The organism is Streptomyces sp. NBRC 110035, from assembly GCF_000829695.1.
Classification (GTDB): Bacteria; Actinomycetota; Actinomycetes; order Streptomycetales; family Streptomycetaceae; genus Streptomyces.
On the sequence record NZ_BBNN01000066.1, the window covers coordinates 1 to 14,294 of the forward strand.

Here is a 14,294-nt window from a genome sequence, read left to right on the forward strand (position 1 = left end):
CGTCGCGAAGGTGTGGGTGTCGGGGATGCCGGCCGAGCGGCAGCGGTCCGGATCGTCGGTCCAGGAGCGGGGGATGTAGAGCTCGCGGTCGATCGCCGTGTGCCCGCGTGGGGCGGAGTAGGCGAGGTAGACGGCGACCTGGCTGTTCTCGATGCGTCCGGCGGTGCCGGTGTACTGGCGCTGGACGCCGACGGTGTGGGTGCCCTTCTTCAGGTCGCCGGTCTCGTCGACGACCAGGACGACGTCGTCGGTGCCGAGGTGATCGGCGACGAAGCCGCGCAGGTCGTCCCGGACTGCGTCGGCGTCCCACTTCGCCCGCGCGAGGAGGTGCTGGAAGCGGTCCGGGGTGGCGTGGCCCGTGTGCTCGGCAAGGGTCCAGCAATTCTTGCGGGGCAGGCCCGCCAGCAGGCCGAGGACGAACTCCCGGGCGTGCCTGCGCGGTTCGACCCGGGCGAACCGGCCGGCGATACCGCCCATCAGGACCTCGAAGGTCTCCCGCCAGCGGGCAGGCTCTATGCTGTGACCCGCGGCCACCAGCTGTTCTTCTGTCTTCACACACCGATGATCACTGGTGGCCGTACGCGTGCCCGCGGCACCCCCTACCAGCAAGATCACGATCTACGGCTGGAGTATTAGGCACACATCACGCGGCGTCTTCCTCCAGGGCGGCCACGGTCTCGGCGGCCTCACGGGCTTTCCGCTCCGCTTTCTCCAGCTTGGCCTTCGCCTTGGCCAGTTGCTTGGAGCGGCGCTTGTGCATCTTCTTCGAGACCTCGTCCAGGCGGTCGGGAAAGAGGTGCCCGTAGGTGTCCAGGGTCAGCGTCGCGGACTTGTGGCCCAGCATCGTCTGTACGACGTTGACGTCCGCGCCGCTGGCGATGGCGAGCGAGGCCGCCGTGTGGCGCAGCTTGTGCGGGGTGACCTTGAGATGCCCCAGCCCGGCCTTTACGACCGCCGGCGCAAAGAACCGCTGACGGAAGTTCCGGGCCCGGAGCGGCCCGCCCTGCGGGGCGGTGAAGAGCAAGTCGTCATCTCCTCTCCCCGTGATGTGGGGCTTCAGCTCGTCGGCCAGGAACCGCGGGATCGGTACGGACCGGCGCTCGTGGTTCTTGGGGGTGTCGAGGTAGAGCTTGCCGTTGTCCTCGGCGTACGCCTCCACGATGTGGGCCCGACAGGCGTCCAGGTCGACGCGGCCCACCTTGAGCGCGGATGCCTCGCCCCAGCGCAGTCCGGTGTAGGCCAGCAGCAGGATGAACACCCGGTAGGCGCCTGACGTGTTAGCCAGCGCGTCGACCTGCATATCGTCGAGGTACACGTGATCAGCGGGCATCGCCTTCGGCAGAGGCACACCGACAGCCGGGTTGGCCGCCAGACGACGGGCCTTGACTGCGTAGCCGAGAACGCGACTGAGGACGACGTACGCCTTGCGGACCGACCGGGGGCTGAGCTTCCTGCCGCCGGTCGCCTCGCCGGACAGCAGATCCGCGAGCCACTCGGCGATGCCCTCGAAGTGGATGCGGTCCAGCGGGGTGGTGCCCCACTTGGGGATCACGTGGACGTCGAGAACACCGCGGTAGCGAGCCCGGGTTGAGCGCTTGAGGTGGAGCTGCGCCGCCAGCCAGGACTCCGCCACCTCTGCGAACTTCACCCGCGCGGCTGCGGGATCGCGATAGGAGCCGTCGTTGAGACGCGACTCCATCCTTGTCCGCTCCGCCTCGGCGTCGACCTTGCGGGCGAAGGTCTTCATCTTCGGCTTGCCATCGGGGTCGTACCAGCGCACGCGGTAGCGCCCCGGTGGCGTGCGCCCTGCCCGCTTGGCGTCCGCCACGGCCTGTACATACGCCGCGTGCCCTATGCGGTCCTCAATCCAGACCCGCGCCAACTAGCACCCCCACCAGTCATCACCGGACACCGACGGGAGCGGCAGGAGCAGGGTCGTGGGGGAAACGTCGAGCGCGGTGGCGAGGGCGACGAGGTCGTCTACGTCGCATCGGCGGCGGGCGCGTTCAGTGCGGCTGAGAGCGGTGTTGGCCATCGGACGGCCCAGCGCGGTGCAGCGGGCGGCGAGCTGGTGTTGGGTCAGGCCGCGCACGAGACGTAGGTGCTCGATGGCGCGGGCGGTGTGGAGGCCGACAGGGCCTATTTCGACAGGTCGGTTGGGCATAACAAATAGCTGTAACTCGCAGTCGGTCGTCATGGCAAGAGTTAGTTCTTAAATTCTCCAAAAGTCATTCGGGGGCGAAGTGGTGTTCGTCTCGTCGAATTCCGGTACATCACGAGCCGTTTCGGCGGGGAGGTTGTGCTATCTTCCCTCCGCGTCAAAGAAGTGGGCGATTTGAGCAGCTATCGGATGCGATGTCCACTGGACTGGCCACGTCACTTCTCAGCGCTGGACGCCGCCTCTGAGCTGCTGAGGTACCGGATTCCGGCACCTCGGCCGGTTGCTTCGCCGCAGAAAATTTCGGCTTCCGCGGGAGCGATTTCGGCAACCGGGGATCCGCCCTTACTGTTTTGGTCTTCCCCTGCGATGCTGAGGGAAGTAACCGGGGGTTTCAGAATTCACTCTGGACGCTTCCCAGCGGTGTGGCCGTGTTGCCCACGCCTGCCATCCAAAACCCTGATTCCGATATGGAGACCTCATTGAGCAGTGTGCATCGTGAAGTGGCAGGTCATGGGCCTGGTGTGCGGGCGTTTTCCCGTGCTCGCGCTGGTCGGTGGCCGGTGTCCACGATGAAGATCGTCTGACTGGGCGGCCGGGGCGGTTTCTGGGGTTCTGCTGCGCTCGTCGCGAGCGTCCGCCTACGATCCGTCGCCATGCGGATAGCGCCATCGGATCGCGGGGAGGGGGCGGGGTTTGTCCGAGCTGGAGCGGATCACGGCTCGCCGGAGCGAGCTGGACGCGCTCGCCGAGGAACTGGGCAAGCGGCTTCAGGAGGTTGAGGCCGAACGCGGCGAGTTGGTGATCGCCGAGCGGGTGCTGCTCCGGCTGGCCGAACAGGACCAGGCCGAGGCGGAGGCCGCCGCCCGGGTGGCTCCGGCGAAAGTGCAGGTGGCGGGGCGTGCGGTGCTGCTGATCCCGCACCGCGGAGAGGTCCCGGACGAGACCGCACTGCCCGACGACTACCGGAGGATTCTGCAGATCGTTCGGGTCGCTGATGGTCCGGTGCCGGTCAGGGCGGTGGGCGAGGAGCTGGGACTGGAGGTGGCGGTGCGCGGGAAGCTGGAGCCACTGCGGGCGAAGCTGACCAAGCTCGCCGACCGTGGCTGGCTGCACAAACGGCCCGACGGACGGTTCACCGCCCGCCGGTAGCCACGCCGTGACGATGACAGCTGAGGCGTAACTAGCGCGCCCCCGACGGCAGTTGAGTTTGTGTGACGAAAAACAACAGTTCCGTCGAGGGCCCTGACGGCCTTGTCTGCACCGCCCGCCTGCCGCTGTCGAGCGCCACCCTGAACTACCTCGCCGCCCTGATCCGCGGCCACCTGAAGAAGATCGGCTCACGCTGGCGGGCCCTGAATCCGGGGAAGATCGCGAGAATCGTGCTGGCGGTGCTGCGCTGTGACCAGCGGCCCGGCGATCTGGCCGGCGGGAACGGGGTGCACCGCACCACCGTCACCCGCTGGGTCCGTGAGGTCGTCGGTCTGCTGGCCGCCCGCGCCCCGCGCCTGGACCGCGCGCTGAAGAAGATCACCCGATCCGGTGGCGGAATCGTACTGCTGGACGGCTCGCTGATACGCACCCGGCGGCGCACCGGAACAGCGAACCGAAAGAACTACTCCGGCAAGAGCAAGTGCCATGGCCTGCTCGTGATCGCGCTCACCGACGATCGCGGCCGCCTGCTGTGGGTCTCGGCCGCCCGGCCCGGCCGGACCTCGGAGATCACCGCCTGCCGCCACGACCACCTCACCGACCGCCTTCGCGCGGCCGGCCTCGGCGCGATCGCCGACCTGGGCTTCGTCGGCCTCGACGACAGCGGCCCGGGCGCCGACCCGGCGGTGATCACCGGCTACAAAGCCGCACGCAACCGGCCGCTCACCCGCGGCCAGAAACTTTCCAACAAGGCACTGGCCGCCGTCCGGGCCCCGGTCGAGCACGGCTTCGCGCACCTGAAGAACTGGCGCGTGCTCACCAAGGTCCGCACCGACCCGAAATGGGCGACCGCACTGGTCAGGGCCCTGCTGGTCCTCACGAACTACGAAGTCACCCGCTGACCGATGATCTAGACGAAAGTCATGCGCTCGTGACCAGCCCGAGTACCGCGAAGCCCGCGCACACCAGCCCCATGACCAGCGACTTCACGATGCACACCACTCATTGCCGAACCACTCCCCGCGCCTTGCCGGCGCCGAACGTGACCAGCTCGCCACTCCCGCCGACGTGGCCGCGTACCTCGGGGTGCCGGTGAAGACCCTCTACCAGTGGAAGTACCGGGGCATCGGCCCCAGCGTCCACAAGGTCGGCCGTCACCTGCGCTACCGCTGGCGGGAGGTGGACGCGTGGCTGGACGCCCAGACGTCGTACGACCTCGCGGCCTGACCCCGCATCTGACGCGGACAACGAAGCGGCCCCCGGCGCGCCAACGCCGAGGGCCGAAGACTTCCCAACTGATCGCCCATCCCTGAACGAATGAGCTGGTGAGGGGCGGGACCTTGCCCGTCCTGCCCCTCACCGGAGAGGAACGTCTTGGACGACCCTACGTCCCGCAACTCCACGAACACCTCCCCGACCGGCTGGCCCACTCCCGCGATCCCCGGCGAGGGCGTCCCCTGGTGCCGCAGGGATCAGGCGGACATACAATCCCCGGCGTCGGGGACCGTAGAGCACTCGGCGGATGTGGAAGCACACGGGGACCGTCCCCAGCCGTCTACAGACGCCGCTGTTGGGGACCGTCCCCACGAAGTACCCGCTGCTCGGTCCCCGCACGTCCCGGTCCCCGTATCGGCATCCGGAGCAAACCCGCAGGTCAGCGGCGCCAAAGTGGGGGTCGCTCCCCAAGAGGCTGCAGTTGCACCAGGGGACCGCAATGGGGACCGTGATCACGGTCCCTGCCAGTCGCTGGGGGCCGACAGCCCCGTGGCGGGAACTGCCCAGCAGAAGGGGACCGGTCCCGTCGACGCACGGGGACCGGATCACGGGACCGGCTCCCGGCCCCCTCGGGGACCGGCAGACTCTGAGGAACAGGGTTCCGGTGAGGGTGCGGAACTGCTGGATGAGTTGCGGGCGGCGATCGGCAAGTACGTCGTACTTCCCAGTGACGAGGCGCTGACAGCCGTCACCCTCTGGGTGGCGGCCACACACATCCAGACCGCTCTGCAGCACGCGCCGCGCCTGGCGGTCGTAGGCCCGACGAAGGGCTGCGGCAAGTCCCGGGTGCTGGACGTGCTCCACGAGACCGTCCACCAGCCGATCATGACGGTGAACATGTCCACGGCGGTGCTCTCCCGCATCATCGGCAAGAACCCGCGCACGATCCTGGTGGACGAGGCCGACACCATCTTCAGCAAGGCGGGCGACAACGAGGAACTTCGCGGCCTGCTGAACGCCGGACACCAGCGCAACCGGCCCGCCTGGCGCATCTCCGGCCCGGAGCACAAGCCGACCCCGTATCCGACCTTCGCCATGGCCGCACTGGCCTCGATCGGCGACCTACCCGACACGATCACGGACCGGGCAGTCGTGCTCCGCATGCAAAAGCGCAAGCCGGGCGAGAAGGTGACCCCATTCCGCTCGCGCCACGCCACACCGGAACTGAACGCACTGCGGGACAAGCTGGCCGCCTGGCTGGGACCGCTGCGCGGCACGGCCGGCCGCATGGCGCCAACGATGCCGGTGGAGGACCGGCCGGCGGACACCTGGGAGCCGCTGGTCATCATCGCCGACCTGGCCGGCGGCCACTGGCCCGCCAGCGCCCGTGCGGCCTGTCTGGCGATGACCCGGTTCGAGGCCGTCCAGGACGAGCAAACCAACCTGAAGACGCGCTTGCTGCGCGACATCCACCGCGTCTTCGAGGCACACGGCAACCCCGAGGCCCTGTCTTCCCTGGATCTGGTCACCGCCCTGCTCCAGGACCCCGACGCCCCCTGGGCGGAACACAGCACCAACGGGCTCAACGCCTACCACCTGGGCAGAATGCTCCGGGACTTCGACATCCGCCCGGCCAACTACCGCTTCGACAAGGGCAGGCAGGCCAAGGGGTACACCCGCAACCGGTTCCTCGACAGCTGGGCCCGACACTGCCCCGACCTCACCGAGACGGCGCCCGCCCCCACGCACGACGCCACGCCCGCACGCCAGGCTCAGGGCAAGCCGCCCGCCGCCCCGGCGGTTCAGCTACCCATCGGCCCACCCGGCGGACCCGCCGGCCCCAACCGCGCCCGCTGACCCGCCTCCCCCTGGGTCCGTATCACTGCGTCGCATCCGTCCCCGCGCAGGTCAGCGCGGGGACGGATGTCCTCACCGGGACGGACTTCTCCGTACCTGCCCGAGTGTCCGTACCTGCCCTGACCAGGCATGGGACGGATGCGACGCACGTGACACGCCCCCCGCTCCCTCACCGCCGGAGCACCACCATGCACGAACAACACTACGAACTGCCCACAGCTCAGCAGCGGATGCACACCACCTCAGCCCCAGACAGCGCAGCAAGGTATGCCGTTGGACCGTCCAAGGACGACCGCAACGGGGATGCCTCCGCCCCGGGGGTGGCGGAGACACTCGGGCACCAGGGGGCGCCCGAGGAGAAACAGCCCGACACCGCCGCCGTGCCACTACCGCGAGCCGCCGACACCGCCGCGCTGCACCGTGTCGCCCGACGCCGCCAGCGTGAATCCGTCCAGCGCAAAGAGCGCGTCGACGTCCGCTACAGCGTCGACGAGAAGGCCGACATCCTCGCCGAGGCCCGGTCGCTGAACATCGCAGCCGCCCACTACGTCGGCGCGGTCGTCATGGCCCACGTCCACGGTGACCTCGGCCTGCCCGGCCAGCGCACCGAGCTCGACGACTACATCGACGAGCTGACCGCCCTGCGCCGAGAGGTCGCCAAGATCGGCCACAACGTCAACCAGATCGCCAAGAAGGTCAACTCCGGCGGTCATCCACACCCTGGGGATACAGCCGTCCTGGCCCAGGCCGAGCAGACCGTGAGTGCGGTGGGCGCCGCCGTCCGCCACATCGCGTCCGCCGCGAACCAGGCCGTCACCGTGAAGGCAGCCTGATGGTCCCGAAGATCAGCAGCGGCAAGAGCACCGCGGGCCTGATCCGGTACCTGTTCGACACGAAGAGGGCCAAGGACCACACCGATCCGCACCTGGTCGCCTCCTGGGACGGCTTCGCCCCCGACCCCGGCCGCGCCGACGACTTCGCCGCCACCAAGAAACTCCTTGTGGCCGACCTCGACCTGCACGTCAAGCAAGCCCGGCGGCTCAACCGCGCCCCCGAGCAGCACGTGTGGCACTGCTCGATCCGGGCCGCCAAGTCCGACCGCCACCTCAGCGATGAGGAGTGGGCCGACATCGCCCGCCGCGTCGTGGCGGCCACGGGGATCGCGCCGGACGGTGACCCGGACGGCTGCCGGTGGGTGGCCGTCCGCCACGCCCCCGACCACATCCACATCGCCGCCACCAAGGTGCGCGGCGACCTGAGCACCGCACGCCACTGGAACGACTACATCAACGCCAACCGTGAACTCGCCGCCGTCGAGAAGGAGTACGGCCTCTTCCGCGTCGCACGCGGCGACCGTACCGCCGCCAAGCGGCCCACCCGCGCCGAACAGGAGAAGGCCCGCCGCGCCGGCCACGACAAGCCCGCCCGCGACCGCCTGCGCGTCACCATCCGGACCGCCGTGGCCGCTGCTTCAAGCGTCAAGGAGTTCGTCCACCTGCTCAGCCACACCGACGGAGTCCTCGTCGAGATGGTGTACTTCCCCTCCGGCGACGTACGCGGCTACAAGGTCGCCAGCGAAGACACCACCACCGCCGACAAACAACCCGTCTGGTTCTCCGGCTACGACCTCGCCCCCGTCCTGTCCCTCCCCCAGATTCGAAAGCGCCTGGAGAACACCGAAGCACAGCCCACCGACGAGCTAGGCCGACGCAGGCCCGACCCCTGGCACCAGGCCACCGCCGCCACCGAACGCATCTCCCACCACCTCGACCAGAGCGACGACGAAGCCTCCCAGGCCCACATAGCCGCCTTCGGTGAAGCCCTCGACTCCCTCCCTCTCATCGCGCCCCAGGACCTGCGTCCTCAACTCCGAGAAGCAGCCACCGCCTTCGAGCGCGCCACCCGCTCCCGCATCCAGGCTGAACACCACCACGCCCGAGCCCTGCGCGGCGCCGTACGAGCGATACTCCGCGAGCCCGCCCCCAAGGACCGCACAGCCCTGGCGATGTTCCTCGACGCCGCGATCCTCACCGTTATCGCCGCCGCCCGCTGGCACCAGCTCCGCCACCACGACCAACAAGTCGCAGCCGCCCACCAGAGCCTGCTCCACCTCCAGGCTGCCTATGACCAAGCCGCAGCCGCGCCGCTGGCCGCCCTCGCCCAGCGCCGACCGCCCCAGCAGACCGTGGACCGGCACATCCGTCACCTACGCCAGGCCGTGCCCGACCACGCTCAGCAAGTCGTAGAAGACCCGGCCTTCGATGCCCTCGCGGTAACCCTCACCGAAGCCGAGGCTGCTGGCCACGATCCGGCACAACTCCTCCAAGGGGCAGTCGACCAGCGCGCCTTGGGCGACGCGGATTCGCCCGCACGCGTCCTGGTCTGGCGCATCCAACGTCTCACCGCAACGCCGTCGCCCAGCACGCGAACCGGCCTTGCTTCCACCCCGCACACTTCGTACGCGACGACACCGCAGCCTGCGCCTCTCCCCTTGGTAGCGGGCGTACAGCGCCGTCGCTGATTCTCAACTGCCAGCTGGACCGCCGCTTCAGGGCTGGTCAACCTCGGTGCGGCTTGGGGTTGACCGGCTCCGAGACAGGCGGCATCCGTGCGAATCGCGCGCCACAGAGAAGCACTTGTGCAAAATCTATGACATCAACTAAAGTGCACCTGCCGGTTAACTGCTCCAATGCGAAGTCCGATCAGAGGAGTCGTCGCATGAGTGTGCATCTTCCCTCCTGGACGACCGATGTGTTCGGCGAGCAGGCACCCGCGGTCCGTGTGGGCCTCGGGCAGGCGCTGCGAAACATGCAGGCGAACGCCCAGGCCGCACAGGAACAGACTGATTCGCGTACCAACCACACCTACGGCTCGGCCCGGTGGCAAGGCCAGTTCGAGCGGGTGTGGGAGGAGTTGAAGGATCTGCCGGGCGCCACTCCCGTCAAGCCGTTCGGGTTCCCGTTCGAGCTGATGATCGTGGGGAACGGTCTGCTCTATCCGTTCCTGTACTCGAAGACCAAGTCGGACGTACGTACAGCTCGCATTCCTCGCGAGTCCCGCTTGGTGAAGGAGTTGTTCAACTTCGCGCCGCCCCCCACCCATGAGCAGGGTGCGTTCGAGCTGGACGGCTTTGACGAGAGCGCTGAGGTGGTGAAGCCCAGAGGTGGTCTCGCGGCTGTGCCGCCCGGGACGCAACTGATCCTGGTTCCCTTCGCGTGCAACGCTTCCGAGCTGCTGGAGGCTCATTGGGGCAGGGCCGCGCTGGGGGCGGAGCGACGCCTGGAGTGGGCGACCCTCCCGGAGCCGCTTCCACTGCCGGAAACCGTCACCTTCCACGGCCAACGTCTGGGGACGATCCCCAAGCAGGCAACTTCGTCCGAGCGGGAACTGACAAGCTTCGACGGCGGGGCACAGCCGACGTTTACGCTGTCGTCGCGTGCGAGCGTTGATCAACAGCGTGACGTTCCGCCGCTGACCGAAGCAGAGCCGGCCGACGACCAGACCAGCGAAGACGATGCGAACGATTAAGCAAGACCTCATCCCGGGCTTGGAGGAGCGGGGCACCACGCCCCGCGCCATTTCCGACGGCTTCGATCCCACCCGTCTGACGCAGGCGCGTCGGCTGGCTGAGATGACGAAGAAGGACGTCGCGCAGGCTCTTGGGGTGACTCCGGCGGCCGTGGGCCAGTACGAGACGGGGGTGTCCCGTCCTCGTCCGGACCTTATCCCCCGTCTTGCCGAAGTGCTCGGTGTGCCTGCCACTTTCTTCTTGGTCGGCCGTCCGGCAAACCGGCTCGACTCCTCCATGGCCCATTTCCGCAGCTTGCGCAGCACACCGAAGTCGCAGAGGGAACGCGCCCTGGCCTTCGCCGAACAGATGTGGGAACTCACCTACGCCCTAGAACGGCGGATTCAGCTTCCCCTGGTGAACCTGCCCGGCTTCGCCGGCGGCGAGGTCCATCCCGGAGCGGAACTGCCCACCGACCCTGCAGCGGCAGCACGAGAGCTTCGGCGGCGTTGGGGGATGGGGGATGGGCCGGTCACCCACCTCGTCCGACGTATGGAATCCCACGGCATCGTTGTCGTGATGCCACCCGCGTCCGATCCTTCGGCGGCGACCGTGGACGCGTTCTCCACCAGGGCGGCGCGCCCCCTCGTGGTCCTCACAGCGAATCGGGCGGACGACATCTACCGTCACCGCTTCACGGCCGCCCATGAACTCGGGCACCTCGTACTTCACGGCGACGCCACCGGTGACAGCCGGCAGGAAAAGGAGGCCGACGCCTTCGCCGCCGAGTTCCTCACCCCCCAGGACAGCATCCTGCCCCACCTACCCAAGCGGATGGATCTCGCGCGCCTGGCCGAGCTGAGGCAGGTCTGGGGTGTCTCCATCCACTCGCTCGTCTACCGATGCCGTGAACTCGGCCTGATCTCCGACGCCACGACCAGCCGCGCATATCAACGCCTTCGCGCGCTGGATGGCCAGCCAGGCTTCATCCCCGAGTCGGTATCGAACTACACCGGTGAACAGCCGTCACTGCTGCGCCAAGCCTTCGAACTGGCCTGCAAAGAAGCGGACCTCTCGGTGGCCACACTGGCCCATGAACTGGCCTGGACGCCCAAGCGGGTTCGTGAACTGCTCGACGTCCAGGAACAGCGACCCGTTCTCCGCCTTGTGCAATAACGACTCAATCCCTGCGGCGCCGTTCCATCCGTAGTTCAGTCCCGGGTGGCGCCGTCGAGCCACCCTCATCGATGTGGTGGACGAGGTACTCGGGCAGGTCGGCGGCCGGTTCTGGGTTGGCTACAAGCGCTCCGGCTGAACGCCATGAACGGGCCCGGATACCAGCGCTGGCCCGTAGGCGTGACCGCGCACGGCGCAGCCCTGATCACGACCGCGCGGACAGCCTGGGGGCGAGCAGCTCCAGCACTTCTTCCCAGCGGTAGCGGTCGGCCCCTCCGCCGGCCTTCGGCCGGTGAGGCTCGTACGAGCCGATCAGGACGCCCATCTCACGCAGCTGCTCCAGACTCCGGCGGTACGCGGGGTGGGCGGCCTGCGCGGAGTTCAGATACGGCAGTACGGCGATGGGGACGTCCATGGCGGGTGCTTCACACAGGATGCCGAGCGCGAGGTTGTCGCAGATTCCGGCGGCCCATTTGTTGACGGTGTTGAAGCTGGCCGGGGCGACCGCGATCGCATCGGCGGGCCGGGTCGGGCGCGGCTCGCCCACCGAGCGCCAGGCCGAGCGGATGGGGCGTCCGATCTGGCTCTCCAACGCCTCCACGTCGAGGAAGCCGAGCCCTTGTGGTGTGGCGACGATGCCCACGTCCCACTGCCGCTCATGGGCCGCGGTGATCAGTTTGCCGACGTCACCAGCGACTCCGGCCGCGCAGACCACGATCTGGAGGAACGGCTTGTCGGGCTGGTCACTCACGCGGGCACTCCCAGTTGGCGGCTGAAGTGGTGCAGTTCGGGCAAGGCTCGGCGGCGGTCGCGGGCTGCCATGTCGGCGACCAGTTCGCGTACGGCCGGGCGGCGGACGTCCTGTGCCGCGCAGCTCTCGGCGATGCGCAGGGCCTGGTAGCCGTCGGCGAGTCTGCCCTGCTGACTGTAGGCGCGGGCGGTCTCCACCCACAGCGCGGCCCGGCGTTCGGGGACGGGAATGTGGCGGCGCATGAGGGGCCGGGCGGTCTGCAGGGCGATGCCGGCGTCGCCGAAGGAGACGGCCGCGCTGACCTCGTGCAGGGCGACGTTGGTGGGACTGAAGTTCGCCCAGGCGTCCGGCTGGTCGAAGGCGACGTAGCGGGCCACTTCCTTGGCCTCGGTGAGGAAGTCCTGGGTGGTGTCGCGGTCACCGTTTCTGCTGGCGGCGGTCGCCCCGCGCAGCAGGAGCAGTCCGACCGCCGCCAGGTAGCGGGGGGAGCGCTGGTCGTAGGAGCCGGTGAGCTGGTCGGCGGTGTGGCGGACCATGTTCACGGCCTGGGTGGTGTGCTTGTCTCGTACGAGGACGTGGGCGTGCACGCGGACGCTGGCGGCGAGGACGACCGGGTCTCCGGATCGTTCCGCCTCGGCCATGGCCCGACCGGCCGCGAGCCAGGCGTTGCCCTGGTCGGCTCGTTTCAGCAGCAGGCTCACCGATGTCTGGTACGCGGTCGCGAGCAGCCCGGACGCCTCCGCCGAGCCGGAGGAGCCACCGCCAGCGGCCTGGCGCAGGTCGGCGATCAGTCCCGGCAGGGTCTGCTCCAGTTCCGCGTAGTCGCACACGTAGAACATCCGGCGTACTGCCCGCAGCCGGTCCCGCAGCTCGTCGATGCCCAGGGCTTGCCCGGTGGCGACGGGGCTCGTACCCGGCAGCAGGACGCGGATCAGGTCGTGATGCGCGGTGGTCGACGACGACGATGGCGGCGACGGAGCCGCGAGCGCGGCCACGCTCGCGGCGAGGAAGGTACGGCGGTGCATGTCCTCTGCTCCGGGCTCAGGGGCGGGGCCGGTGTCAGATGCGGCGGCGAGGCCCAGACGGTGCGGTGGAATGTCCAGCACCTGCGCGACCTCGCGCAGCGTACGCACGTCCTCCGTGCCCCTGCCGCTTTCCAGGCGGCTCACCTTCGACTGGTGATACCCCAGTGCGGCGGCCACGTCCTTCTGCGAGCGCCGCTGTAAAACACGTGCCTGACGGATCACTTCGCCGATCCGTCTCGCCTCGCTCTGTTCTTCGGCCATCTGTGCCACGGCCCCTCCTGCCGTCGCCGATCCTGCCTGCTCAACCGAGCGTAACCGAGCGGCGATTCACCGCGATGCGGCTCCTGCATAAGTGATGCAACCCCAGCACACGGCGTAGTCCAGCTTGCCTCCGGAGCGGTTGCTTGGAGCAGCCGCACCGATCCAGGAGGCAGCTCATGGAAGCGCACCAGATCCGATTCTCCGTTCACGGCACACCTGCCGCCGCCCGCTCCGCGCGGCAGCAGCTCGCGAACGGGATACGGCGCTGGGACGCCTCCCTCGACCAGGACTTGCTGAGCACGGCAGAACTGGTCGCCGCCGAACTGCTGACGAACGCGGTGCGGCACGCGGGCGACGGCCCGATCTCGGCCGGCGCCCGCCTCGACGGCGAGCGTCTGCTGATCGAGGTCACCGATGCCGACCGCAAGGTCCCACGAGCCGGACTGCCGGACATGGAGGCAGAGGGCGGGCGCGGCCTGTTCCTCGTCGCCGCCCTGGCCGATCGCCATGGAGTCGATCCGCTGCCGTCCGGCAAACGCTGCTGGGCCGAGTTCAAGGTCGGCGCCCCAGCCCAGCCCTCACGACACGTACCTCTGCAAAGGAGTTGGGTGTGCATCTTTTGAGGGTGTCTGTGTGATCAGGCGGTGAGTATGAGGGTGTTGCGGTAGCGAGCCTGGTGGTTGCGGGTGTACTCCTGTTGTTCGTGCCAGGCCCAGTAGGTGTCGAAGTCGCCGTTGGTGCGCAGGGCGCGGAGTTTCAGGACGGCTTCGGCTCCGGTCAGGCCCCAGCGGGCCCCGGTGATGTCGAGGCGGTCTTTTACCAGGTGGCGGCATGCGCCTTCGATGATCCCGGTCGCGATGGGCCAGCCGGCGGCCAGCGCGGTGTCGTAGCGCAGGTAGTCGGCTTTGTTGGTGAGGTAGGCCACGGCGTCGTCGATGCTCTTGTTCTGGCCCGGGGCGATCCCTGCGTCGGTGGCGGCCGTTGTGATCGTCTCGGCTGCGGTCAGGGCGTCTCCGGCCAGGATGGTGCGGGCGGTGCGGGCGACCCATGCCTCGATGTCCTTGCTGCCGCCGGGGTGCAGGGCGTGGGCGGCGCTCCACAGGTATTCCAGGACGTGGATGATGTCGATCACGATGTGCACCTGCACGTCGCGGGCGGCGGCCTGCTCGTTGATCAGATCGATCTGGTGGG

The 14,294-nt window shown here is 68.6% G+C and carries 14 protein-coding genes and 1 pseudogene; 9 read left to right on the forward strand and 6 right to left on the reverse strand.

The features are described from left to right. The 3 genes from TU30_RS32095 to TU30_RS32105 all read right to left on the reverse strand — a co-directional run. Positions 1-477: IS701 family transposase (locus tag TU30_RS32095; RefSeq protein ID WP_107068640.1), on the reverse strand; the 477-nt coding region annotated here is incomplete at its 3' end. Positions 478-643: 166 nt separating this feature from the next. Next, positions 644-1,828: a site-specific integrase gene (locus tag TU30_RS32100; protein ID WP_052480003.1), complete on the reverse strand. Its 1,185-nt coding sequence runs from the start codon at positions 1,826-1,828 to the stop codon at positions 644-646. Between the two features lie 54 nt (positions 1,829-1,882). Beyond that, on the reverse strand, positions 1,883-2,164 hold the full coding sequence (locus TU30_RS32105; protein ID WP_042177031.1) for a helix-turn-helix domain-containing protein: 282 nt from the start codon (positions 2,162-2,164) through the stop codon (positions 1,883-1,885). Positions 2,165-2,854: 690 nt separating this feature from the next. On the opposite strand from TU30_RS32105, the gene TU30_RS36670 reads away from it, so the two are divergent. From TU30_RS36670 to TU30_RS32145, 8 genes are all read left to right on the forward strand, one after another. Continuing rightward, positions 2,855-3,310 carry a hypothetical protein gene (locus TU30_RS36670; protein WP_042177005.1) on the forward strand — a complete coding sequence of 152 codons (456 nt, stop codon included), beginning with the start codon at positions 2,855-2,857 and terminating at the stop codon, positions 3,308-3,310. A gap of 62 nt (positions 3,311-3,372) precedes the next feature. Continuing rightward, positions 3,373-4,212, forward strand: coding sequence for a transposase family protein (locus TU30_RS32115; protein ID WP_042177007.1), 840 nt, complete (start codon positions 3,373-3,375; stop codon positions 4,210-4,212). 103 nt (positions 4,213-4,315) lie between these two features. Continuing rightward, on the forward strand, positions 4,316-4,537 hold the full coding sequence (locus TU30_RS32120) for an AlpA family transcriptional regulator (RefSeq protein WP_199816933.1): 222 nt from the start codon (positions 4,316-4,318) through the stop codon (positions 4,535-4,537). 678 nt (positions 4,538-5,215) lie between these two features. After that, positions 5,216-6,382, forward strand: coding sequence for a DUF3631 domain-containing protein (locus tag TU30_RS32125; protein WP_042177009.1), 1,167 nt, complete (start codon positions 5,216-5,218; stop codon positions 6,380-6,382). 188 nt (positions 6,383-6,570) lie between these two features. Then, positions 6,571-7,215, forward strand: coding sequence for a MobC family plasmid mobilization relaxosome protein (locus TU30_RS32130; RefSeq protein ID WP_199816934.1), 645 nt, complete (start codon positions 6,571-6,573; stop codon positions 7,213-7,215). Beyond that, a complete protein-coding gene (locus TU30_RS32135) occupies positions 7,215-8,903 on the forward strand; it encodes a mobilization protein (protein ID WP_042177014.1) in 1,689 nt (562 codons plus the stop codon). The genes TU30_RS32130 and TU30_RS32135 overlap by 1 nt, the downstream gene beginning before the upstream one ends. A gap of 197 nt (positions 8,904-9,100) precedes the next feature. Continuing rightward, the gene (locus TU30_RS32140; protein ID WP_042177017.1) at positions 9,101-9,910 is read left to right on the forward strand and encodes a hypothetical protein; all 810 of its coding nucleotides are present in this window, start codon (positions 9,101-9,103) and stop codon (positions 9,908-9,910) included. After that, positions 9,897-11,066: an ImmA/IrrE family metallo-endopeptidase gene (locus tag TU30_RS32145; RefSeq protein ID WP_199816935.1), complete on the forward strand. Its 1,170-nt coding sequence runs from the start codon at positions 9,897-9,899 to the stop codon at positions 11,064-11,066. The genes TU30_RS32140 and TU30_RS32145 overlap by 14 nt, the downstream gene beginning before the upstream one ends. A gap of 205 nt (positions 11,067-11,271) precedes the next feature. Here the strand turns inward: TU30_RS32145 and TU30_RS32150 are convergent, their stop codons facing one another. Both TU30_RS32150 and TU30_RS32155 read right to left on the reverse strand, forming a co-directional pair. Beyond that, entirely contained in the window at positions 11,272-11,817 is a 546-nt protein-coding gene (locus TU30_RS32150) for a flavoprotein (protein ID WP_042177019.1), read from the reverse strand. Then, the gene (locus TU30_RS32155; RefSeq protein WP_199816936.1) at positions 11,814-13,103 is read right to left on the reverse strand and encodes a helix-turn-helix domain-containing protein; all 1,290 of its coding nucleotides are present in this window, start codon (positions 13,101-13,103) and stop codon (positions 11,814-11,816) included. The genes TU30_RS32150 and TU30_RS32155 overlap by 4 nt, the downstream gene beginning before the upstream one ends. A gap of 176 nt (positions 13,104-13,279) precedes the next feature. On the opposite strand from TU30_RS32155, the gene TU30_RS32160 reads away from it, so the two are divergent. Then, complete coding sequence (locus TU30_RS32160; RefSeq protein ID WP_042177022.1) at positions 13,280-13,726, forward strand: ATP-binding protein; 447 nt, start codon at positions 13,280-13,282, stop codon at positions 13,724-13,726. Between the two features lie 14 nt (positions 13,727-13,740). On the opposite strand, the pseudogene TU30_RS32165 reads toward TU30_RS32160, so the two are convergent. After that, positions 13,741-14,294 (reverse strand): annotated as a pseudogene (locus tag TU30_RS32165) (ISKra4 family transposase); the annotation flags it as partial.